Here is a 23,150-nt window from a genome sequence, read left to right as displayed (position 1 = left end):
ACAGCCTAATCCCAAATGGCATGCTGCCGTTCGGCTAGGATGTTCTGGTACAGATCGCTGTATAGCCGGGCGCTGCGGTTCCAGGAATAATCGCCTGTCATGGCGTTTTCCTGAAGCCGGCGCCAGGCCCTTCGGCTTTCGTAATATTTCAGTGCCCGCTCAATGGTGCAGAGCAAAGCCGAGGCGCCTGGCGTGTCAAAGCTGAAGCCGTTGGCTATCTCACCGCTGTTGTTGGAGGCATCGAATACGGTGTCTCGCAACCCTCCGACCCGATTCACGATGGGAAGGGTGCCATAGCGCAGACCGTAAAGCTGGTTCAACCCGCATGGTTCGAATCGCGAGGGCATAAGCAGCATGTCGCTGCCCGCAATGATGCGGTGGACAAGGGCCTCATCGTAAACAATGGTCACTGACAGTTGTTGAGGCCATTCCCGGGCCAGCCGGTCCAGTGCCCGCTCAAACTTCCTTTTTTCAGAATGAGACTCCCGAGAAACAGATCCGGCGCCTATCAGGGCCAGCTGGCAGCCTCGTTTGAACAATGCCGGTAACACATTCAGAAGCCAGTCCAGGCCCTTTCGTTTAACCATTCGACCGACAAAGCAGAACAGTGCGGCATCCGTCTGTTTCAGCCCCAATTCCTGTCGCAACTGAAAGCGGCACAGGCGTTTGCTCTTAACATCCTCGGGACCAAATTGGCGAGGAATGTGAATATCGCTCTCAGGGTCCCAAGTGCGGGTGTCAATGCCATTCAGGATTCCGGTCAACTCATGACGACGTTGGTAAAGCAGGTCGTCCAGGCCACAGCCGAATTCCGGAGTCTGGATTTCCTCAGCGTAGCCTGGGCTCACGGTGGTGATGCGGTCACTGAAACCCAGGCCGCCCTTGATGAACGCGAGCTGCCCCTTGAGTTCCAGTAAATCGTAACTCCAAGCATTCTCGGGTGAGCCCAGGTTTTGAAAGGTGTCCCGCGGGAACAAACCCTGGCTAGCCAGATTATGAACGGTGAAGACTGTACTGGGACGCTCGGGGATTAATTCCAGGTAGACCGGCAGCAACGCAGTTTGCCAGTCATTGCAGTGCACTAACTCGGGTGTCCAGGATAACCCAGCCTTACCGAGTGCGATCTTGGCCCCTACCTTGGCAAACAATTGAAATCGGCGGGCATTATCCTTCCAGGGATGCCCCTCTGCGTTCTTGTAGGGGTTTCCGGGGCGTCTGAACAGCTGTGCGCAATCCACCACCCACAGGGTAACGGCGGTGCCCGGTAATCGCGTCTGCCAAAGGTTTATATCGTAACTGTCGATCCACAGGCGCGCTTTGTGTAGAGCCCCTGTGTCATGGACTAGCGACATAGCCGCAGGATAGCCGGGTAACAGGATGGTGACATCGTAACCAATATGGCCCAGAGCCTCTGGCAAACTGGCGGACACGTCGGCCAATCCGCCGGTTCTGACCAACGGATGAGCTTCACTGGTGACGAACAGGACTCGGGTCATGGAATGACCTTGGCTTAACACCCTAAGGGTGGTAGGGCTTCCAAGCTGCGTACTGGGTTAGTTCGATGGTACTTATTTTATAATAGCCTTAACTGCGCCAGAAGGCGGGCGACAGTACGATAATGACACTGAGGATTTCCAGGCGACCCATCAGCATGCCGACTGAGAGTAACCATTTGGCGCCGTCTGGCAGGGGACCAAAGTTCCCTGAGGGACCAATGATGTCACCCAACCCTGGGCCGACATTGGTCAGCGAAGACAAGGCGCCCGACAGAGAGGTGATGAAGTCCAGCTGCATAGCGGCGAGCGCTACCGTAATCACCAGCAGGGAAAGCAGAAAAATGAAGCTGTAGGCGATCATGGACGAGATGATTTCGTCACTGACCGCCCGGCCGTTGTAGTTCCGCGTCAATACGGCGCGAGGGTGAAGCAGGCGCATCAACTGCTCTCTAAGGATGATGATCGAGAGCTGGAACCGGAAAACCTTCATGCCGCCGGAGGTTGAGCCCGAACAGCCGCCGATGAACATCAGGAAGAAGAACAGCACGAAGGCCAATGGGCCCCAAGCCGAGTAATCCTCTGAGGCATAGCCCGTGGTGGTCACTACCGAGGTTACGTTGAACAGAGTAGAGGCGTAGTTGTGCAGAGGGTCAAAGGGCACTGGCGACACGGCCCACCGGTAAATGGTCAACACCGCTGGAATCAGCAGCAGTAACGTCAGCAAAAACCGAACCTGCTGGTCACGAAACAGCACGCCATGTTGTCCGTGCATCTCCCGAACAAACAGGAAAAACGGCAGGCTGCCCAGAATCATGAACAGGGTTGCTTCCATCAAGATCAGGTCACTGAACTTGCCCATGGACATGTCTGAGGTGGAAAACCCGCCCGTGGCGATACTGGTCAGGCCGTGGTTGAAGGCATCAAACAAGGTCATCCCGGAGACCCAGTAGGTCAGCACCGCGACAATGGAAAAGATTATATAGACCACCAGCAGCCCCCGGCTGAGGGTTTTCATCCGGGGGAGGGCCTTATCTGTCCACTCCGAGGATTCGGTGGCAAAAAGCCGCATACCGCCAACCCGCAGGAACGGCAGAACCGCAACGAACATACCGATTATCCCGATACCACCGATCCACTGAAGAATGGAACGCCACAAAAGCAGGTCCCGGTCCATGGTATCCAGGCCGCTGAGCACGGTTGCCCCTGTGGTGGTTATGCCGGAGGTTGCCTCAAAAAAGGCGTCCGGCGCAGAGATGTTATTGCCGCTCAGGTAAAAGGGCAAGGCAGAACACAGGGTGAGGATGAACCAACTGGAAACGGTGAGGACAAACATGTACCGGGGCTTCAGATCCCTGGGCTGCCGATAAGTGGCAACGATGCCAAGAATCCCGAGGCCACAGACAATACCGGCAGATTCTGCAAACGCCGAGGCATTAGGCGCAATAGAACCTGCCAGAAAGATGACCGGTAACGTCATGAAAACGCTCAAAAGCACAAACATGACACTGACGATAAATATTACGGGATAGAGGTTTCTCAAAGAATGCTCAGGCCAGCTGAAACAAGAGTGGCGTCAGAATACCTGTGGGTGCCCGCTTCCGCAACAAAACGGCGCTTTCAGCCTACGAATTACCGGAGCATTAAATCACTGTAAAAAAGGGGTAAATAGGGATCTCGGCTCTGGTATTGCCCGTGTGATTGGTGCAACTTCTAAAAAGAGCCAAACTTTGCTCGATAAGGAGAACAAGCAATGAAACACTCACGTTCACTTGCCGTAGTTCTGGCCTCTGGCCTTTTTGCCACCAGTGCAGCCAACGCTCAAGACATGTACAAATCCGGGGTTGGTGGGGTTTACACCGGCCTTAACTACACCTTTATGAGTCTCGACGCCGGAGGAGAAGACGCTGACGTGGGTACGCTCTCGGCCAAAGCCGGGGTTATGGCCACTCCGTTTCTAGGCTTTGAAGCTCGCGGCGGCTTTGGGGTGGATGACGATCGCGTCCGCGGCATTGATTTTTCCGTCGACAACTTCTTCGGCGGCTACGCCACGTTCAACATCGCCAACGAATCCCCGATAACGCCGTACGCGGTGCTGGGCTTTACCCGTGTTGAAGTTGAGGCGGAAGGGCCATTCAACACGGTTAAGGATGACGACAGCGACGTATCTTACGGTGTCGGCCTGAACATGGAGTTCGCCCGCAATGTCTCTGGTAACCTTGAATACATGCGATACTATGACGATGACGACGTTACCGTAGACGGTCTTGGAGTTGGCGTTCAGTTCAACTTCTAATTCTATAATCGCCAGGAGTTTGCTTGAATCACCTTGCCCATGTCTTTCTCGCACCGGATTCCCCCGAGGCCAGAGTGGGCAGTATTCTTGGCGATTTCACGCGGGGTATCGATGTAGCCCTGTTGCCCGTATCGGTGCAGCAGGGCATTCGCCATCACCGGGCGGTCGACAGTTTTACCGACCAGCACCCCGAAGTTCTTGCCAGTAAGGCCGTCTTTTCGAGGCAGCGGCGACGGTTCGCCGGCGTAGCCCTCGACATCCTCTACGATCACTATCTGTTAAGACATTGGCAACGTTTTAGTCAGACCGATCGTGGTATCTTCGTTGAGCGTATTTACCAGGAACTTCGGCGTAATGAGCACCTGATGCCCGAGAAAATGGCTCAGGTGACCCGACGCATGGTCGAGCACGACTGGTTTGGTGCGTATCGAGATCTGGAGAGTATTGGCTATGCCCTCGATCGCGTTGCCGGTCGCATTCGGTTCGCCAACAAGTTCACCGGGATGATTGACGAAATCCGGGCAAATGATGTTGAACTGGAAAGACGGTTTCTTCGTTTTTTCCCCGATTTACAGTCCTTTGCAGGAGATTTTGAATGAAGCTTTTAACTTCACTGGCACTCGCATTTTCCTTGGCACTGCCGGCAGGGGCCGCATTCGCTGAAGCGTCAGAGGATTCGGACAAGCCCGTTCCGGAAACCCTCGGCTTCGTTGAATGGCTGGTCATGAACGACACCAGCGTGCGCCTGAAGGCCCGCCTGGACACCGGTGCCAAGACCTCGTCACTGCACGCAGTGAACGTGGAAGGATTCAAGAAGGGCGAAGAAGAGTGGGTGAAGTTCCAGCTGCCGCTGGGAGACCATGAAGATCAGCCCAGCGAAGGCACGATTGAACACGAAGACGTAATCCTGGAATTCGAGCGCCCGGTTCATCGCACTGTGTTAATCAAGCGCAAGAGCGCGCCGTCGCAGCGCCGGTACGTGGTAAAAATGGACTTCTGTATTGCCGGTACCGTGCACGAAACCCAGTTCTCACTGACCGACCGCGGCAACTTTAAATACCCTGTGCTACTGGGCCGTCGCTTCATGCGCGACGACAATATCCTCATCGACTCCGCCGACAGCTTCATTGCTGAGCGCGAATGTGAATACAACACGCTTGAGGAAATTGCCGCCCAGGTGGACTAACAGGGCACCGAGGGGAGCGTCAGCTTGCGACGCTCTCCTTTGCTGCGCTCGTTACCATTCCGCTCTCCGCCATTTCGCTTTACTCCGCTGGATTGCGCACCGAATTCCTTCTGATCCAGCGATTCCAGGATGGTATCGAGTTCCTGGCCGATCAGCGTCGCATTGCGAATCATCGCCAGTTTAGGCCAGGTATTGCGCTTGCCCGCAAGCACGAGATTATCGATTTCTTCCTCCCCGTGGTAACTGAACAGCACATTGCGCCAGTGGAAGTTCTTCTTCTCAAGGATAATATTTACATCGCCCGTATAGCTCTGATTCAGCACGCCGTGCGCCATCAGAATGGCCGGACTGATGAGTGAAACCCCAACCCGAGTCAGGTAGTGCTCCAGGCCACTGAGCAGATCGGTTGCTGCATCAGTCATCATGGTATTAGTTACCGTTCGAATACGCCTGCGCGTGCGCAGCTTTGGATCGTCTACAAATGGCACAGCCACCGGATTAATCATGCTGACGATGTAGTGATTAACCCCGAACAGCCGGGATAATCGCTTGGCAGGTAAATCCTCGGCAAAGGAGCCGTCGACCCATTTTCGAGTGGGAAGATAGGGCTTGGGTTTGCCATCGGCACCGCGCGCATAAAGAGTGACCGGTGGCACCACGCCCGGAACACTGCCAGACGCATCCATGGCCGAGCGGATATACACGTTTGGCGAGGTAATCGCATTCATCAAACGAGAATTCTGGTGTTTCTCAGCGGGCGCAATTGAGATATTGATGTAGCGACCAGTGTGCTCGTAAGCTTCCTGGAACGTCATATGGTTATCGATGCCATCCATCGCGCACTGTTTAATCGACAGCGGCGAAACGCCCGGCTCCAGGCCTGCCAGGACCCGCAATGGGTTCAGGTGTATTGGCAAGTCGTAGCGATAGCGGCCAATCACACCCGATTTCAGTTCTTCGTTGGTGTACATCGCCAACAACCCCGACACCCAGGCTCCGGCACTGGCCCCTGAAATAACGTTCGGCAAAAGATCCTGCTCAATGAGCGTTTGCACGACACCATGGTGAGAATAGATCAGGCCGGCACCACCACTGAGCATGAGCGCAGAGCGGCCGTAGCAGTGACTTGCCCGGCGGAAGAAATCGACTTTGTCCTGCAATGGAATCTTGTTCGAGGGCGATCCGGCAACCAACCAAAGCGCATCGGCAATGGCTGTCACGTATTCATCAATCAGGCATTTGGTACCCGTCAGCGCCCGATCGTAAAGAATCGGGCGGCCCATGCCGCTCATGTTGCCGTGAATGCCTTCATTCAATACATACAGCAGTTCTTCGTGATTCTTGTCGTCGAGGAGGGTAACCAGCTGCTCGTAACGAGCGCGGATATCGAGGAAATCGTAGTAATCGGAGGCATCGCTGTGGCGCCAGACCTCCGCGCCAGAGAGGTTATCGAGGGCTAAAGCAGCCATATACCAGTCCTGAAAGCTGGTAGCGGTTCGTAAGCACTGTCGCAGTTCCTGCAGGCTGAATCCGTTCTGCTTCTTCAAGGACATCATCGGTTAATACCGTTGTCCTATGCCGAGAAGTTCGCATTTAGATCAACGCATGGTCGTTTTTTTAGGATTCGCGTTGTCTACCCGGTCCCTCCGGATTTCTGAAGTATGGCCCTCAATGTTTATTCCTGCCAGTTAATGAGGTTTTGCCCAGTGCGATACCAAGCTGGGCGAAATAGTCACTGAAAGCCGCCGCGACCCGCTCGCGCTGCTCATCTTCGGGATACAGGCCCAGCCGAGCTTCCGGGGAGGAGCGGGTACCCCTGACCAGAAACCCATTATAGGGGGCTCTGTCTTCGATGAACGCTTCAAAGGCACGGGCGCACATTTCCTCTGGCCGCGCCCAGTAAAGAACCTGCTGCTCTTTGTCCACCTTTTGCGACGCCCGGAACAGCTCGCTTGGCTGGGTGCCGTCGTCGCTTAATAAAATGGCCTCAAAGCATCGGAACAGCCGGGATGTGAGCGAGTGTGACTTATACGCCTGGCTGTCGAGCCACAGTGAGCTGGCAAAGGCCTGACGGCCCGGCTGCACAAAGACTTTGCCGGCAATGTAGTGGTCAAAGGCGTGAAACCATTCGTGGGCGAGGCTGCCTGCGCCTGCGTTCTTGGCCAGGGCCAGTTGCCGGGTCGCAGGAATGTAGTGGGCACAAACGCCGAGCTGGCCGCCAATGCCATATTGCAGGCCCAACGAGCTTTTCAGCGAGATGACTTCTTCCGGCACATGAAGAGTGTCCATGAGGGTGATCAGGGCTTCGTGAAATCGCACCGCGGCACGATCACGCTCTGTTTCGGTAACCCAGCGCCCGATCTCAATGCTTCGGAAATCGTACTGGCGACGGATGTGCACAAATGAAACGGTCACTAACTACCCTCAAGCCAAACACTGTATGAATAGCCAGTATGGTAGAGAAGGGGCAGGGCCGTTGCAATCGATGTAGCTACTGATTTTGCTCGGGTTGGCTGGGATCCTTGCGCACCGGTTCTGTTCGGATATGAATATCCCGCTGCGGGAAGGGGATTTGAATGCCCGCTTCTTTCAGTGTGCGGGTAATGGCCGAGTGTAGCTCATGAGACAGCGGCATGAAGTCCAGCAGGTCGCGGACAAACACGCGCACCTCGAAATCGATCTGACTGTCGCCCAGTTCGACGCAGAACACCGCCGGTGCGGGCTCTTCAACAACCCGTTCGTTCTCGATAGCCACCTGGTGCAGTAACTCCTGAACCTTATCGACATCAGAGCCATAGGCGACGCCGACGCGGATAATTACCCGGGTGATGGGATCCGACAAGGTCCAATTGGTCAGATCCTGGGTCACGAAGGTCTTGTTCGGAATGATCTGCTCTTTGCGATCCCAATCCACCAGGGTGGTTGCCCGAATGCGAATGCGCGAAACCGTGCCGGTAATGCCGCCAATGGTGACCGTATCTCCAACCCGGATCGGGCGTTCGAACAGCAGGATAATCCCCGAGACAAAGTTGGCGACAATCTCCTGAAGACCAAAGCCCAGGCCGACACCCAGGGCGGCCACCAACCATTGCAGTTTGGACCATTGAAAACCGAGCCCGGCAAGAGCGGCGGCAATGCCGATAAAGACGATGGTATAGGTTGCCAGCGTGGTGATCGCATAACCCACACCCGGCTCCAGGTTAAGCCGGCTCAGGAACACCACTTCCATGGTGCCCGGCAGGTTACGGGCCGCCAGCACCGTGCCTACAACGATTGCCAGGGCAATCATCAGGTCGCCGAGATTGATCGGAACCGGACTTTCACCTTCAATCCCGGTGCTGATAGTCCATAGGGTTATCTCATCGAAAATTCCCAGCGCAGGAAAAACATTGTCCCACAGCGCCCAAAGCCCGGCGGCGGCCAATATCAGCGAGAAAATCTTCAGCACGGTTTCACTTTGCTGGCTGATGTCATCGATATCGCGCTGGGGCATCTCGTAATTCAGCGGCACGCCTTCGCCTGAGGTCTCCGCAGCTTCGCGTGTTTCGGCGATCTTACGCTCTGCTTCACGATTCTCGATGACACGCTTGAGGGTCATCCGGCGTTCCCGAACGGTAAGACTGCGCAAACCCAGGTAATGCAGCAAGATGACGCAGGCCAGCCAGCACAGACTGATGAACATCAGCCCCTCAAAACGAACAGCGGTGTAGTGGTAGCCCCAGAGTGAAATGAAGGCGAGCACCAGCGGCATGGCGACCGCGGCCCCGTGAAGAAGCTTGAGTATTTTTCGATTGGGCTGGTCCTTGCGCACTGCCGACATAAAGCGCTGCGCAAAAAATGCGAGGGCGATTGACGCTATCGCAAACAGCAAGCGCCCCAGGCTGTCACTGAATGCGGCACCTTTGGTAGTGGACATCGTTGGCATTACCACAATGATCGGAATCAGCACGGCTAGTAACATCGGGATCTGTTTTCGAAGCACCCTCAGCGTATTTGATTTCCACTGGAAGTGACGTTCACCCAACCCTTTGTTGTAGGCCACCGTGAATATGCCTCGCAGCAGGAATGCCACAAATGCCGCGTTGGAGAGCCCACGGGAAAGCGCACGCAAGAACCGGTCACCGCCCTCCAGGGCCAGGTGCCCGATGGTCAGCGCAATCACGCCCGGCAAAGCCAGCAACAGGCTGTAAATGAGCGCAGAAAACGTAAACTGCCAACGATCCCGGCGCACATTACCAACGTGGTACCCGGTGTCGACGAGCGCCTTACGAAGCCCTCGGCGACGGACCGCCATGATCAGGAGCAGGGCGGTTAGCAGGCTCATTAGCGGCCAGTTCTCATCGATCGATACAGAAACAGCTTCCTTCAAAGATTCCCATTTGAAGCCGGAGACAAACCAGGCAAGCCCCCGATAGACCTCGCCAAAAATGGTCAGATCGACCCGTTCCGTACTGGGTAGCCAAAACAGCCGTTGCTGGAGCAGTGTCTGATAGGCTTCAAGCCGGTCCTGGAGTTGAATGACAATGTTGTAGTACTCGTTCAGCACCTCAATATGCTTGGTGACCGTGCTGTGTAATTGCCGAAGAAGCTGCGCACGCTTCACTGCGAGCCTGCCACGGGCGTCGTCATCGGGTTCAATAACCGCTTCAAACTCTTCCAGCCGTAACTGTTCTTCACGCGCTGCCGACAACTGTGCGGTGATGCCTTTGGTGAGCCCGGCGGCTATGGTCTGGTCACGCAAACGTTCGAGTCTCTGTCGTAACAGATTCGCGTAGTCATCGGTCAGATTCAGTCCGGCGCGCTCCAGGCGAAGCTCAAAGCTTTCGTACTCGTTATTCAAACGATTCAGCAGCGACTCGGCGTAGCCCAGCCTTTGTTCACTCAGGCTCAGGGCATGTTGCCTTCCATCCAGGGCGTCACGCAGTTTTTGAATCTGTTGCTGAATATCGGCGGTTTTTGCCGTTGGCAGGGAGCTTCTCAGAGGTTCCTCTGGCGCTTCTATTTCCGGTTTAACCGGCTCGAGCTGCGGTTCCGGTTCCTCTTCTGCCTCGTCTTCGACGTTCTCACCTTCCGCGTCTTCATCTTCAGCCGGCGGGAATCGTTCGGTTTCGGTCTGTACGGGCGGGAGCAAGTCATCAAGTGCTGCCAATGTGGTGTCGGCATGGCTTGGCCCTGTGACAAGGACGAGCGCGAAAAAGATGGTCTGAAGATAAGGGATTTTCATCTTGGCGAGAGAATCTCGGGCGGATTTCCTACAGTCTAGCGGAATCAGCAGCGCGGCCAAATTGGCAAAACGTAATGCCCATTGCCACAACACGACGAATCGCGCGATCTGAAGGAGATTTTCGTAGGCTAGTTAGCGGCGGGAACAGAGCAGGGAAGGAAGGCGATCTTCTTTCCCTGCTTTCTGATAATCAGGCTTTTTGCAGATCTCGCAGCCTTGCCTGTTCATCAAGGTGCGCCAGGTTCTTGTCCTGCCAAGCCTCTTCGGCACCATGAACGAATGGCGGCCAGGTGCGGGGATCGTTCGACAGTTTGTCTATGCCAATCTCTTTGCCGGCTTCGGCAATGGTTTCGTTGACGTTCAAGCCTTGCTGCCAGCATTTGGCACCAAAATATTGTCCTTTTCTTTCGCTCATCGTGTTTTACCTTTTTCAAATGTGCACCGAACCCTAGTGCAACTTCTAGGTTCCTGCCATCCGTGATTTCTCGGAGCAGCGCCTTTCGGTTCCAAAATTCCTGAGAACTTTGAACGCCTGGCCCCAGGAACGTTTTCGACTGGTTAGCACTGAATTGGTCGTGGGTGCGTGGCACGGCGGAGTAGTCCAGAAAGACCGGCTCGCTTCCTCGATCAATTCTGATCTGGAAATTCCGATGTCCCGAACAAGTGCATTCAGTTCCTGAGGGCTCATCCCTTCTAATCGATGGGAAAGATTTCGGCGCGTTGCATAGTGGGTCCGATAGAGTCTGAGCCGTGAAACGAGAGACTTAAGAGTAGCCATAATTCACCTCCAGTGATCACTGAAAGTTTATAGACATGGTGATCAAAAAGTAGACACACCAGGAAGGGTTCGGCCCATTACAGATTCGAGGATTTGGAGAACTGTACCGGTCTTGGTTCGTTTCATCTGTTCGTCTTTATAGAGTGCTTAACTTAGGATCCCCAATCTATTATGCCGATTTTACGAAAACTGAAATAAAGAAAGTCCGGTTTTTAACGTGTATAGCGACGAGTAATCTAGTAGCTCCGTTCAATTCACAGATACACGGTGCCCCCCAATGTACTCGCGCAGACTGATACTCACGCTCTTCCTCACCAGTGCAGCAGCGCTGGCTAATGCAGATAACCACAACGCTGGCACCCTGGTAAAAGTCATGTCCATTGATGACGTGGAATGGGGATATCTCAATCCTTTGCGGGGAGTGCTCAGTCCCGGCGCAGCAGATCTATGGGGAGATCGAACCACCGGGACTGCGACAGGCATGCTCGTTCGGTTCAAAAAGGGTTTCGAGTCACCACCTCACATTCATAACATCACTTATCGCGGCGTCGTTATTGAAGGGGTGATGCACAATGATGACCCGACGGCGGCGAAAATGTGGATGCCACCTGGATCTTTCTGGACTCAACCAGCCGGTGAAGACCACACAACGGCAGCCGATGGGGAAACAAACCTGATTTATCTGGAGATCGATTCAGGCCCCTATTTGGTTAAGCCCTCTGCCGAACAATTCGACAACGGCGAACGGCCCCTCAACCTGCACGTTGATAACGTCGTCTGGTTGGAAAACAGCGATCTGCACAAGATCAATGCCGACAATGTTCAGGCGACTCATCTATGGGGCAGCAGTGCCGAGACAGGTGGCTCGATGATCAAACTGGGCGTTGGTTTTGAGGGTGAGCTGACGACTGAAGCCAGTGAGTTTCGCGCGGTGGTGATTGGGGGAGAGGTCAGTTATAGCGCTCGCGACCTTGATGGCGCAAAAACCCTCTCAGCTGGAAGCTACATCGAATCCACCGGCGCCTACACGCACCGGTTCGCGAACGACAGCGATGATGAGGCAACCATATACATCCGCACTAACAGTGCGTATCAGTTGAACTAAACGACTATTGAGAGCTGGCGCAAGAACGTCAACTGCTCCTTATTTATGTAATAGTCGGCAGGCACCTGTAACAGCTCGTCCCTGGTTAGGAACATGTTCAATCAGTCCCAGGCCGGAAATGGTGTGTTCAGGCTTGGCTGGACGACCACAAAAATCACTAAATTTCCGATACGCCATATCAGAGACTTACACGCCAAAATCCACGCATAGTACCCAACAAACTTAAAGCAGATTCTAGAATAGGCCGCTGCCTCGGATTTCCGAATAAAGTGCTACATTCGTAGTCAACGATCGGACGACAGATTTTTCCAACTCTGGATTGGTTTAGAACGGGGGAGAGCGTCAAAGGAATCACGGCCCCCTAGGTCCATCCGGGTGCATTGGGTGGATTGACAACCCGTGATGAAATACATAATAGAAATCAGGTTATTAATGATCTGGTGGTCAAGTGGGGAGAGAAAACCCATGTTCAGGAGATTGAGCTTCAGCCCGGGACTAGAGTGCAGGAGAGTGTTGTAGTACCGCAGCGCGCAAACCAGATAGAACCATTAATTCCGAAAAGAGGAAGAGCCTTAAAAAAGGCGGAACGAAGCGAGGCAATGGTTCCGGTTGGAAAGGCGAAAAAACTGCCAGAAAATTGAGGATCAATCTTTTCGATTTTGCATGATCCTGATAGCTGAGAATTTATATGTTTCACCAATATTTAGATTTTTTAGTGGATAAGAACTTAGGTGGTGATAAATCTCGAGTAGTCGAGCTTTTCCAAGATGACTCCGTTTTTGAGGAGTTGAACAAAAACTCGTCCTCATACGACTGGTTTCATTTCGAGCCCAAGACGCTTGATGGCGATTATTTCATCAAAGCAAAAAACGGATACCGGTGTTTTATGCAAGAAAGGGGACAGCTTGTATCTTGTGTAGAGAAGTTCCCAAATATTGAGGACGCTGCCAAGCATTTCTTCGAAACAGCAGGGTATTACTAGGCTAAGGAAAGCCATAAAACCGGGGCGGATTTACTTTAGAGGGCCTCAGGTGTTTCGGTTCTGCCGGGTCTGGCTTGACCCCCAGCCGGATGGTTTTGGGTAACATCCGCAAGTTAGCTTATATCGTATTTAACATAATATACATTATGCGCAGTTGGATACTGGGGATTGGAACCTGTTTTGCCCGTTTGGCTCATAAGGAACCCCCCGCACGCGGGTGCCCCCCTTATGCAGCGCCTGACTCAGAACCTGACCCTCAGCACCTCTGGTTGCCCGCTATCCCTTGTGCCACATGGCTTTCAGGGGTTTTCGGTGGACCTCCAAAGGGTCAAATCCTTTGGGGGGTTGGCTGGTTTTGGAGTACCTGACCCCCCTATTAGACCGAGGGGGGTTAGACACCCTGTACCGCAGTCGAGATTTTGCCGATACACTCGACCTGTGACCTCAGATCCCGCTAGGTACGCCAATACCGATGATGCGGGATTTTTTCGTTCAAAAGCCTGCTCTGGATGCCCAGGCGGATTCTCCACCTGGGGAATATCGAGACCGGGATTGCCGGTCTGATTCCGCTGTAGGCCTTCTCTGGACGGCGATTAAACGCCGTGGCGGGAATTTACAGACCTACGAGCCATGCCATCTCAATTCACCATGACCAAAGACCAGCAGCTCACATTTCTGCGTTTGCCGGTCAAATTGCGCGGCACCTACGTAACTTGGCTGATGGGCTACAACCCGTATTTCCTGATGTCCCGGGAAACCTATTACCGCCACAAAAGGGAGCTACTGTCGACTTTTGGGATCGATATTTCGCATAGGGCATGACCCGAAAACCCCTTAAGAAACAGACCTCTAAATATACATTATGCGCAGTTGGATACTGGGGATTGGAACCTGTTTTGCCCGTTTGGCTCATAAGGAACCCCCCGCACGCGGGTGCCCCCCTTATGCAGCGCCTGACTCAGAACCTGACCCTCAGCACCTCTGGTTGCCCGCTATCCCTTGTGCCACATGGCTTTCAGGGGTTTTCGGTGGACCTCCAAAGGGTCAAATCCTTTGGGGGGTTGGCTGGTTTTGGAGTACCTGACCCCCCTATTAGACCGAGGGGGGTTAGACACCCTGTACCGCAGTCGAGATTTTGCCGATACACTCGACCTGTGACCTCAGATCCCGCTAGGTACGCCAATACCGATGATGCGGGATTTTTTCGTTCAAAAGCCTGCTCTGGATGCCCAGGCGGATTCTCCACCTGGGGAATATCGAGACCGGGATTGCCGGTCTGATTCCGCTGTAGGCCTTCTCTGGACGGCGATTAAACGCCGTGGCGGGAATTTACAGACCTACGAGCCATGCCATCTCAATTCACCATGACCAAAGACCAGCAGCTCACATTTCTGCGTTTGCCGGTCAAATTGCGCGGCACCTACGTAACTTGGCTGATGGGCTACAACCCGTATTTCCTGATGTCCCGGGAAACCTATTACCGCCACAAAAGGGAGCTACTGTCGACTTTTGGGATCGATATTTCGCATAGGGCATGACCCGAAAACCCCTTAAGAAACAGACCTCTAAATATACATTATGCGCAGTTGGATACTGGGGATTGGAACCTGTTTTGCCCGTTTGGCTCATAAGGAACCCCCCGCACGCGGGTGCCCCCCTTATGCAGCGCCTGACTCAGAACCTGACCCTCAGCACCTCTGGTTGCCCGCTATCCCTTGTGCCACATGGCTTTCAGGGGTTTTCGGTGGACCTCCAAAGGGTCAAATCCTTTGGGGGGTTGGCTGGTTTTGGAGTACCTGACCCCCCTATTAGACCGAGGGGGGTTAGACACCCTGTACCGCAGTCGAGATTTTGCCGATACACTCGACCTGTGACCTCAGATCCCGCTAGGTACGCCAATACCGATGATGCGGGATTTTTTCGTTCAAAAGCCTGCTCTGGATGCCCAGGCGGATTCTCCACCTGGGGAATATCGAGACCGGGATTGCCGGTCTGATTCCGCTGTAGGCCTTCTCTGGACGGCGATTAAACGCCGTGGCGGGAATTTACAGACCTACGAGCCATGCCATCTCAATTCACCATGACCAAAGACCAGCAGCTCACATTTCTGCGTTTGCCGGTCAAATTGCGCGGCACCTACGTAACTTGGCTGATGGGCTACAACCCGTATTTCCTGATGTCCCGGGAAACCTATTACCGCCACAAAAGGGAGCTACTGTCGACTTTTGGGATCGATATTTCGCATAGGGCATGACCCGAAAACCCCTTAAGAAACAGACCTCTAAATATACATTATGCGCAGTTGGATACTGGGGATTGGAACCTGTTTTGCCCGTTTGGCTCATAAGGAACCCCCCGCACGCGGGTGCCCCCCTTATGCAGCGCCTGACTCAGAACCTGACCCTCAGCACCTCTGGTTGCCCGCTATCCCTTGTGCCACATGGCTTTCAGGGGTTTTCGGTGGACCTCCAAAGGGTCAAATCCTTTGGGGGGTTGGCTGGTTTTGGAGTACCTGACCCCCCTATTAGACCGAGGGGGGTTAGACACCCTGTACCGCAGTCGAGATTTTGCCGATACACTCGACCTGTGACCTCAGATCCCGCTAGGTACGCCAATACCGATGATGCGGGATTTTTTCGTTCAAAAGCCTGCTCTGGATGCCCAGGCGGATTCTCCACCTGGGGAATATCGAGACCGGGATTGCCGGTCTGATTCCGCTGTAGGCCTTCTCTGGACGGCGATTAAACGCCGTGGCGGGAATTTACAGACCTACGAGCCATGCCATCTCAATTCACCATGACCAAAGACCAGCAGCTCACATTTCTGCGTTTGCCGGTCAAATTGCGCGGCACCTACGTAACTTGGCTGATGGGCTACAACCCGTATTTCCTGATGTCCCGGGAAACCTATTACCGCCACAAAAGGGAGCTACTGTCGACTTTTGGGATCGATATTTCGCATAGGGCATGACCCGAAAACCCCTTAAGAAACAGACCTCTAAATATACATTATGCGCAGTTGGATACTGGGGATTGGAACCTGTTTTGCCCGTTTGGCTCATAAGGAACCCCCCGCACGCGGGTGCCCCCCTTATGCAGCGCCTGACTCAGAACCTGACCCTCAGCACCTCTGGTTGCCCGCTATCCCTTGTGCCACATGGCTTTCAGGGGTTTTCGGTGGACCTCCAAAGGGTCAAATCCTTTGGGGGGTTGGCTGGTTTTGGAGTACCTGACCCCCCTATTAGACCGAGGGGGGTTAGACACCCTGTACCGCAGTCGAGATTTTGCCGATACACTCGACCTGTGACCTCAGATCCCGCTAGGTACGCCAATACCGATGATGCGGGATTTTTTCGTTCAAAAGCCTGCTCTGGATGCCCAGGCGGATTCTCCACCTGGGGAATATCGAGACCGGGATTGCCGGTCTGATTCCGCTGTAGGCCTTCTCTGGACGGCGATTAAACGCCGTGGCGGGAATTTACAGACCTACGAGCCATGCCATCTCAATTCACCATGACCAAAGACCAGCAGCTCACATTTCTGCGTTTGCCGGTCAAATTGCGCGGCACCTACGTAACTTGGCTGATGGGCTACAACCCGTATTTCCTGATGTCCCGGGAAACCTATTACCGCCACAAAAGGGAGCTACTGTCGACTTTTGGGATCGATATTTCGCATAGGGCATGACCCGAAAACCCCTTAAGAAACAGACCTCTAAATATACATTATGCGCAGTCTTGGATGTTAATCAGGACGATAGTAACGGTTATTGCATACGCCTGGAGCAGCGCTCCTCCCGTATAATAAGCACACTATCTAAACGGGCCTCTTCAACGCGAGGCATAAACCTGTTCTTCCATCACGACAGTCCTTCTAGGTTTAACGAAGTGGATCCGGACGGAAGAACCAATGGAGGTTAACCAAGCTATGAATCTTATTCCTGTCATTACCCTGTTCGGCGGCCTGGCTGCATTTTTCACTCTGGCCGTTACACTGAGATTCGCATTTGCCAAAACTCAGACAGTCGAGACTCAAAACGACAACCAGCTCGCTGGCTCGTAATCGACTCTAAGAAAAACTGCACACCCGGTTGAGCTTCTCAGCCGGGCTGCTTCCTCAGCTCTTATTCTCCCGCTCACACACGCAGAAACTCCAGCCTCAGTTTATTGCGGTCAATCCAAACCGCTAACGTCTGATCTTCATTGAGCTCTGATCTTACTATCCGACCATAAGCGCTGACATCGGCAGTGAGTTAATGCCTGGAATCGTTCTGTCAGTCTCATCAGTGAAACCAACGCCACATTAGTTACACGTTGAGGTTGTTCCGGTAATATCCTGATTTTACGAGGATATAGGTAATGTCCAATATTTGGGAGTATTGGACATTATTGCTATTGTTTCGTGCACCTCACGTCCCATAGAAAGATTTCCTTTATGAATACCAGAACTCGATTTCCCGGTTATCCCTTGTTCGATACTGCCGAGCTAATTCACGAGCAGGCAGATCTTGAGCTGTACCCGGATCTCCAAGCAGCTCTGATGGCCTTGCCACAGACTCATCGGGATGACTTTCACATTGCCCAACGGTTTCTGGTCAAATACAGCGACGTTTCCGGCACTTACAATCGTTTTCGAAGTGAGATTCAACGCTTCCTGAACTACACCTGGCATATCGCGAAGCGGCATCTCTCCCAGGCTGACAGTGACCTGCTAAGTAGTTATTTCTCGTTTTTGAAAACGCCCCCTACCTCCTGGATATCGCGGGGTATCTATCCGGCATTTTTAGACAGCAACGATTTGAGGCATCAAAACCCCGATTGGCGGCCGATGGCCCAACGTTCGAAGGATTCCAGTGCGCCCTACTCCGTGACTCAGGCCAGTCTCAATGCCAGTCGAACTGCATTACAAACCTTCTTTAAATACCTGATGGCACAAGATTATCTGCAGCATAACCCGCTCATTGATGTTCGCAAACGGGACCGAAATGCCAAACCGAACCTCAATAAGGACGTCGATGCCGAAGTGCGACGCCTCACGGACTGGCAGTGGTCCTATCTGTTGGAAACGCTGACCCAACTGGCCAGCGCCAACCCGAAATTCGAGCGCAACCTCTTTGTCATCGTGACCATGAAAAGCCTGTTCCTGCGAGTCAGTGAATTGGCTCCCCGGCCTGTAGACCGAGGTGAGATTCGGACGCCCAGCTTCAGTGATTTCAGGCGCACTATCGTGGATGGCGAGGCCTACTGGATCTATTCAATCTTCGGCAAGGGCGACAAAACCCGTCAGGTCACACTTCCTGACGCTTATCTGGGTTACCTGAAGCGATGGCGGTTACATCTGGGGCTCACATCTCCCCTGCCCGTTCCCGGTGAATCAACGCCCATCCTGCCTTCGGCCAAGGGAGATGCCATTGGCAAACGGCAGGTGCAACGGATTTATGAACAGTCAATTGTTGCTACCGCCGAACGAATGGAACAACAAGGGTTTGGCGACGAAGCCAGACAGTTACTGGCGATCCGCACCGAAACCCATTATTTGCGACACACGGGCGCCAGCCAGGCCATAGAGGCTGGAGGTGATATCCGGCACATCAGTGAGGAACTGGGCCATGCCAACGCAACGTTTACGGAGTCTGTGTATGTGAACTCAGAGCAGGCCCGTAGACGGACAGAGGGTCGACAGCGGTTGGTGTGATAGGTAAGGCCGCCAATCGGTGTGGAGAATTAGGGACTTGTTCCGTATTCTAACGGGTTCACGAAATACAGCTTCCGGAAAGGTAAGGCTCGCCGGTGATCCGAAAGAAACCCTCCATGCCATCTCTGATTGCTTTCGAGGCAACTGCCAGGCTGGGCTCAATGACCGCCGCGGCAGATGAGGAGCGTGCGACTCAACCCACCATCTCACAGCGGATTCGAGTGCTTGAGGAAACCCTGGGCGTACCACTGTTTGATCGCCGTGGCGGACGGTTGGAGCTTACTGCTCACGGCGAGCGATTCTATCGAGAAATAGCTCCCGGCCTGAAGGACATTCAAGAGGCCTGTGAACACCTGATTCACAGCAGCCACAACCCGTCACCCTCACTGGTTATTGCCGCCGGGTCCGGATTTACCCACCTATGGTTGCTGCCACGCCTCCCTGCTTTGAAACGTGCATTTCCGGATCGCAGTTTCAGATTGATGCCCGTTGACCGGGCTGATGATCCCGAACTGCAAGCTGCCGACATCGCGATACGGTTCGGCCCTTACGTGCCCCAAGACGCCGCCCAGCTCGTTGCCAGTGAAGCGGTGTTTCCGATTTGCAGTCCTGACTACGCCCGCCGGCACAGGCTACACAAAACCCTGACCTTATCGGTTCTGCAACAGCTCACCTTGCTTCATCAGGACATCAAAGATCCACGCTGGCTCGATTGGGTTCAATGGGCTCGTTTAGCCGGTATGAACCTGGCGCCCAGAGACGATGTCTTTGCATATCATAACTACGCCCTTCTATTGAACGCAGCTTTGGCCGGTGAAGGCGTAGCGTTAGGCTGGACACCACTGGTTGGGGATTATCTGGCCAGCGGCGAGTTGGTCGCGCTGGGTCCCCGGGTGACCCGCAAGGACTACGGCTACTGGCTAAGTACCAAGCACCATCGCAGTGCGATTGCCGGCCCGGTGGGCGATTGGCTGATCGACGCAGCCCACCAGCCAATAATCTAGCGCCTTATCCTATAAAGGAGGGCCCCTTCAGTCCTCAGGACTATTCCGGTTAACCTTTGGCCTGGTTAGGATTCCTCAACCAGCGGATCTTCTTCACCAATCACTTCTGGGTCGAACGGTTTGCGGGAAAATATCCGCCGCAACATTGGCTCAAAATGAGCTAGAGGCGACGTCGGGTAATCTGGATCGAACGATGCCTGGTCATATCGTTCGCAGAACTCTACGCAGGTCCGGTACCAGGGGTGGTTACGGTAACGATCCCGTTCGTTTGGATTTTCTCCAAAGTGATGAGCGTAGTAATACGACTGGAACACGCCGTGGTGCTGTACCACCCAGGTCACTTCTGCACGAACGTAAGGACGAATGATCGATGCAGCCAGTTGGGAATGGTTGTATGGCGCAAGGTCATCACCCAGATCATGAAGCAGCGCGGCAATGATCATTTCTTCGTCAGCGCCATCGGCTTCTGCCCGGGATGCAGATTGAAGCGAGTGTTCCAGTCGACTCACCTGATAGCCGCTTAAACTGTGCTCCAGGCTGCGGAGGGCATGAAGCAGGCGGTCTACAAGCCCCTTGTTGAACTCCTCTTCCAGGCCATCAAGAAAGACATAGTCTTCCCTCGTACCCTCTTTCATTTGTCGGAACGACACCGTTTTCATTCAGGCCACCTCTCCTTTTGGTTCCGAACTTTTCAGTAAGCTGGCAAAGCGCTCACGAGGCCCGTCACTATCAAGATAACAGCCCTGGACATGCCTATGCCCTTCATTAGAATCGTAGCTGGTTCGGCCGTGCAGAACTCGGCTGTTATCAAACAGGATCAGCTCCCCCGCTTGTAATGCAAAGCGAACCTCGTAAGCCGGATCAGTCAATAATTCTCCCAGCCGCTGACGTGCCTGATGAAATTGTCGAGTCTCGGTGTCGGTCAGAAACGGCAGAGCGTCCAGCCGAGGGCTGTAGTGGACGCCGGTTGGCTCGCCCTCGTCGTTCGTCTGGATCATGGCGCGTTGGGTAATCAGCTCGGTTCCGGCGTCCACAAATCGGAACCGGACTGGAGTATCTTTGAGCAACTCGTAACCTTCGGGGTGCTCAGTGCGAAGCTGTTGCAGTACTTTGAGGCTGTCGGCCAGCGTTGAGAGACCGCCGGACGTGTTGTTTACCAGGCAGTGAAGCAACTGAATACCCGGAACCGGGCTTCGATACGGGTTATCCGTGTGTGGTCCCAGCGCGACGCTACGGTAGGCCAGGTCGTTACCTGAAGGTCGCGAGTAGACCTCGAAATAGCGGCCAAAATTGGTCTCTTTGATGTATCCAAAGTGGCGGCCTACTTCAAGAATCCGCTCAGGATCAGTCGGAACGCCGTGAAGAATTATGTAACCAAAGCGTAGATAGGCATCAAGCGAGGAACGGAAATAACTCGATTCCTTACGAACCCGCTGCCAATCAAACGTCGCATGACCTTGATCCAGCTCAGCGTCCCAAGGCTCAGGCGCAGGAAACACCGCTGTATCGCTAAGCTCGCCGGTTAAAAACCGTAAATCGTACGTCTCACGATGACCATCACTGAAAACCAATGCGGCATGTTTGTCATCAACCCGTGTCGCGCTCTCCAGTGTCAGCGTTGAATCGATAGCGTGAGAGTCGAATAAGCGCTGCTGTGTCATAGGCTCTAGTTGATCTGGCGCCTGAGTGCGTTCACGCAACCACAGTGGACTCAACTCCTGGGTGGTCTCGTAGCCGCGAACGACAACTGATGGCGGTTGTTCACAGACAACAAGCTCTATAGTGCTCGACATATCCGGCCTCTATTTCGGTATCAATTACGGGATGGGATTGGGCCCTAGTATGAAGAGCTCTTGGTGGGGCTTAGTAGGGCCGGATTGTTATCGACGTGCATGCAATTTCTTTATAGGGGGACTGGTAAGCCTTCACGCTTCGATTGGTAATCTAGCGAAGTCCGTTTCCGAAATGTAGGATACAGGCCTCGCCGGGCCAACTCCGAGCCCGACGCACATCCTCCGATTTGAACCAAGTTTCTCATGCGCACCAATATTCAACCTCTCGACTGGATTCAGTCTTTCACTCCAGACATGCTGGGCCCGGAGCAGATCGCTCATGCCAAACGCTGCCTGATGGACCTCATCGGTGTAGCCGCTGGTGCCACCGCTACACCACTGGCAGACAAGGCACGCCGGTTCACACTAAGCCAATACGGCGGCGACCGCCCGTTGCTGTTTGCTAATTGCCAGGCTTCTCCGGCCGGTGTTGCATTGCATGGCGCCTGGCTGATTGATGCGCTGGACGCACACGATGGTCAGGTACTTACCAAAGGGCACGTAGGGGTAGCGGTACTGCCCGGCCTGCTGGCCCTACCGGCCGTGAATTCCTTGTCCGGGCGAGAGTTTCTGGGGCTGATGGTTCTAGGTTATGAAGTGGCCACCCGCGCCGGTATTGCCCTGCACCAATCCGCAGATGACTACCACACCTCCGGTGCCTGGAACGGGCTAGCTGTGGCGGCCGTGTGTTCTCGCCTGCTGGGATCGGATCGCGATACTCTGCACCATGCGCTTGGTATCGCGGAATTCTATGGCCCCCGCAGTCAAATGATGCGCTGCATTGATCACCCCACCATGCTCAAAGACGGTTCCGGATGGGGAGCCCTGGCCGGAGTATCTGCCGCGCTGTTGGCTGCCGACGGTTTTACCGGTGCACCGGCGGTGACAGTCACCGATCCGGAACAACAATCAGTCTGGGCTGATCTGGGCCAGCGTTGGTACCTCCATGAACAGTACTTCAAAGCCTACCCGGTGTGCCGTTGGGCGCAACCGGCGGTAGAAGCCGCACTCGCGATTCGGCCATTAGATGTCGATCCGGCCCGAATCGCGCGGATCGAAATTGAAACGTTTCACGAAGCCAAGCGCCTACACACCCGAACGCCGCTTGATACCGAGCAGGCCCAGTACAGTTTGCCCTGGTCGGTCGCCTGCGCCTTGGCCCGGGGGACAATTGATACCGACGGTATCACCACCGCGCTGGGCGATACATTAATCACTGAACTGGCAAGCCGAGTTGAAATCGCCGAGTCCGAAGCCTTCAACGCGGCCTTCCCGGCACGCCGCTGGGCCCGGGCAACTCTCGTTCTGGATGACGGCCAAACCTGGCACAGCGACGCAATGGAAGCCCGGGGAGACCCCCACACTCCGCTCGGCGACGACGAGATTCGCGCAAAATACCGCGCACTGGCAGAGCCCGTGCTGGGCGCCGAGGTTGCTGCGGAGCTGGAAGCAGTGATTGACACTCTGGAAGAGCGGCCTGTGACCGACCTGCTGGAGAAGTTGATCCGCACTCGCTAGCGGGTATGGCGAGTGATCAGGGGAATAGAATATTTGCCG

21 protein-coding genes are annotated in these 23,150 nt (G+C 54.2%); 13 read left to right on the top strand and 8 right to left on the bottom strand.

Annotation, left to right across the window (positions count from 1 at the left end):
- Positions 1-5 precede the first annotated feature (5 nt).
- Together glgA and QUE89_RS08635 are read right to left on the bottom strand one after the other, a co-directional pair.
- Positions 6-1,496, bottom strand: a complete 1,491-nt coding sequence (gene glgA / locus QUE89_RS08640) for a glycogen synthase GlgA (protein WP_286222786.1) — start codon at positions 1,494-1,496, stop codon at positions 6-8.
- Positions 1,497-1,584: 88 nt separating this feature from the next.
- Positions 1,585-2,997 (bottom strand): TrkH family potassium uptake protein, encoded by a 1,413-nt coding sequence (locus QUE89_RS08635; protein WP_286222848.1) that lies wholly within the window; start codon positions 2,995-2,997, stop codon positions 1,585-1,587.
- A gap of 249 nt (positions 2,998-3,246) precedes the next feature.
- Here QUE89_RS08635 and QUE89_RS08630 point away from each other — a divergent pair, with 249 nt between their 5' ends.
- From QUE89_RS08630 to QUE89_RS08620, 3 genes are read left to right on the top strand one after another with little or no spacing between them, the layout of a single operon-like run.
- Positions 3,247-3,789, top strand: coding sequence for an outer membrane beta-barrel protein (locus tag QUE89_RS08630; protein ID WP_286222785.1), 543 nt, complete (start codon positions 3,247-3,249; stop codon positions 3,787-3,789).
- A gap of 23 nt (positions 3,790-3,812) precedes the next feature.
- A complete protein-coding gene (locus QUE89_RS08625; protein ID WP_286222784.1) occupies positions 3,813-4,388 on the top strand; it encodes an acyl carrier protein phosphodiesterase in 576 nt (191 codons plus the stop codon).
- Positions 4,385-4,975 (top strand): ATP-dependent zinc protease family protein, encoded by a 591-nt coding sequence (locus QUE89_RS08620; protein ID WP_041338460.1) that lies wholly within the window; start codon positions 4,385-4,387, stop codon positions 4,973-4,975. The genes QUE89_RS08625 and QUE89_RS08620 overlap by 4 nt, the downstream gene beginning before the upstream one ends.
- On the opposite strand, the gene QUE89_RS08615 is transcribed toward QUE89_RS08620, so the two are convergent.
- The 4 genes from QUE89_RS08615 to QUE89_RS08600 all read right to left on the bottom strand — a co-directional run bounded on the left by QUE89_RS08615 (position 4,972) and on the right by QUE89_RS08600 (position 10,614).
- Positions 4,972-6,444 carry a DUF3336 domain-containing protein gene (locus tag QUE89_RS08615; RefSeq protein ID WP_286222783.1) on the bottom strand — a complete coding sequence of 491 codons (1,473 nt, stop codon included), beginning with the start codon at positions 6,442-6,444 and terminating at the stop codon, positions 4,972-4,974. The genes QUE89_RS08620 and QUE89_RS08615 overlap by 4 nt on opposite strands.
- 199 nt (positions 6,445-6,643) lie before the next feature.
- On the bottom strand, positions 6,644-7,390 hold the full coding sequence (locus tag QUE89_RS08610) for a CLCA_X family protein (RefSeq protein ID WP_286222782.1): 747 nt from the start codon (positions 7,388-7,390) through the stop codon (positions 6,644-6,646).
- 76 nt (positions 7,391-7,466) lie between these two features.
- Positions 7,467-10,124, bottom strand: coding sequence for a mechanosensitive ion channel domain-containing protein (locus QUE89_RS08605; protein ID WP_286222781.1), 2,658 nt, complete (start codon positions 10,122-10,124; stop codon positions 7,467-7,469).
- 265 nt (positions 10,125-10,389) lie between these two features.
- Positions 10,390-10,614, bottom strand: a complete 225-nt coding sequence (locus tag QUE89_RS08600; protein ID WP_286222780.1) for a hypothetical protein — start codon at positions 10,612-10,614, stop codon at positions 10,390-10,392.
- Positions 10,615-11,254: 640 nt separating this feature from the next.
- On the opposite strand from QUE89_RS08600, the gene QUE89_RS08595 reads away from it, so the two are divergent.
- The 9 genes from QUE89_RS08595 to QUE89_RS08555 all read left to right on the top strand — a co-directional run bounded on the left by QUE89_RS08595 (position 11,255) and on the right by QUE89_RS08555 (position 19,761).
- Entirely contained in the window at positions 11,255-12,082 is an 828-nt protein-coding gene (locus QUE89_RS08595; protein ID WP_286222779.1) for a DUF4437 domain-containing protein, read from the top strand.
- Between the two features lie 389 nt (positions 12,083-12,471).
- On the top strand, positions 12,472-12,723 hold the full coding sequence (locus tag QUE89_RS08590) for a hypothetical protein (RefSeq protein ID WP_286222778.1): 252 nt from the start codon (positions 12,472-12,474) through the stop codon (positions 12,721-12,723).
- A gap of 971 nt (positions 12,724-13,694) precedes the next feature.
- Positions 13,695-13,886 (top strand): phage/plasmid replication domain-containing protein, encoded by a 192-nt coding sequence (locus QUE89_RS08585; protein WP_286222777.1) that lies wholly within the window; start codon positions 13,695-13,697, stop codon positions 13,884-13,886.
- A 524-nt stretch (positions 13,887-14,410) separates the two neighbouring features.
- A complete protein-coding gene (locus tag QUE89_RS08580; RefSeq protein ID WP_286222777.1) occupies positions 14,411-14,602 on the top strand; it encodes a phage/plasmid replication domain-containing protein in 192 nt (63 codons plus the stop codon).
- Positions 14,603-15,126: 524 nt separating this feature from the next.
- Positions 15,127-15,318 carry a phage/plasmid replication domain-containing protein gene (locus QUE89_RS08575; RefSeq protein ID WP_286222777.1) on the top strand — a complete coding sequence of 64 codons (192 nt, stop codon included), beginning with the start codon at positions 15,127-15,129 and terminating at the stop codon, positions 15,316-15,318.
- Positions 15,319-15,842: 524 nt separating this feature from the next.
- A complete protein-coding gene (locus QUE89_RS08570) occupies positions 15,843-16,034 on the top strand; it encodes a phage/plasmid replication domain-containing protein (protein ID WP_286222777.1) in 192 nt (63 codons plus the stop codon).
- A gap of 524 nt (positions 16,035-16,558) precedes the next feature.
- The gene (locus QUE89_RS08565; protein WP_286222777.1) at positions 16,559-16,750 is read left to right on the top strand and encodes a phage/plasmid replication domain-containing protein; all 192 of its coding nucleotides are present in this window, start codon (positions 16,559-16,561) and stop codon (positions 16,748-16,750) included.
- A 747-nt stretch (positions 16,751-17,497) separates the two neighbouring features.
- Positions 17,498-18,757: a tyrosine-type recombinase/integrase gene (locus QUE89_RS08560; RefSeq protein WP_286222776.1), complete on the top strand. Its 1,260-nt coding sequence runs from the start codon at positions 17,498-17,500 to the stop codon at positions 18,755-18,757.
- Positions 18,758-18,873: 116 nt separating this feature from the next.
- On the top strand, positions 18,874-19,761 hold the full coding sequence (locus QUE89_RS08555) for a LysR substrate-binding domain-containing protein (protein ID WP_286222775.1): 888 nt from the start codon (positions 18,874-18,876) through the stop codon (positions 19,759-19,761).
- Positions 19,762-19,826: 65 nt separating this feature from the next.
- On the opposite strand, the gene QUE89_RS08550 is transcribed toward QUE89_RS08555, so the two are convergent.
- A complete protein-coding gene (locus QUE89_RS08550; RefSeq protein ID WP_286222774.1) occupies positions 19,827-20,420 on the bottom strand; it encodes an HD domain-containing protein in 594 nt (197 codons plus the stop codon).
- Positions 20,421-21,461 (bottom strand): TauD/TfdA family dioxygenase, encoded by a 1,041-nt coding sequence (locus QUE89_RS08545; protein WP_286222773.1) that lies wholly within the window; start codon positions 21,459-21,461, stop codon positions 20,421-20,423. It lies immediately after the preceding gene.
- 336 nt (positions 21,462-21,797) lie between these two features.
- Between QUE89_RS08545 and QUE89_RS08540 the strand changes: the two genes are divergently transcribed.
- Positions 21,798-23,111: an MmgE/PrpD family protein gene (locus QUE89_RS08540; protein WP_286222772.1), complete on the top strand. Its 1,314-nt coding sequence runs from the start codon at positions 21,798-21,800 to the stop codon at positions 23,109-23,111.
- The last annotated feature ends 39 nt before the right edge of the window (positions 23,112-23,150 follow it).

This window comes from Marinobacter sp. LA51, from assembly GCF_030297175.1.
GTDB lineage: Bacteria > Pseudomonadota > Gammaproteobacteria > Pseudomonadales > Oleiphilaceae > Marinobacter > Marinobacter apostichopi.
The sequence above is the reverse complement of the archived record's forward strand: the minus strand, read 5'-3'. Positions and strand labels throughout refer to the sequence as shown.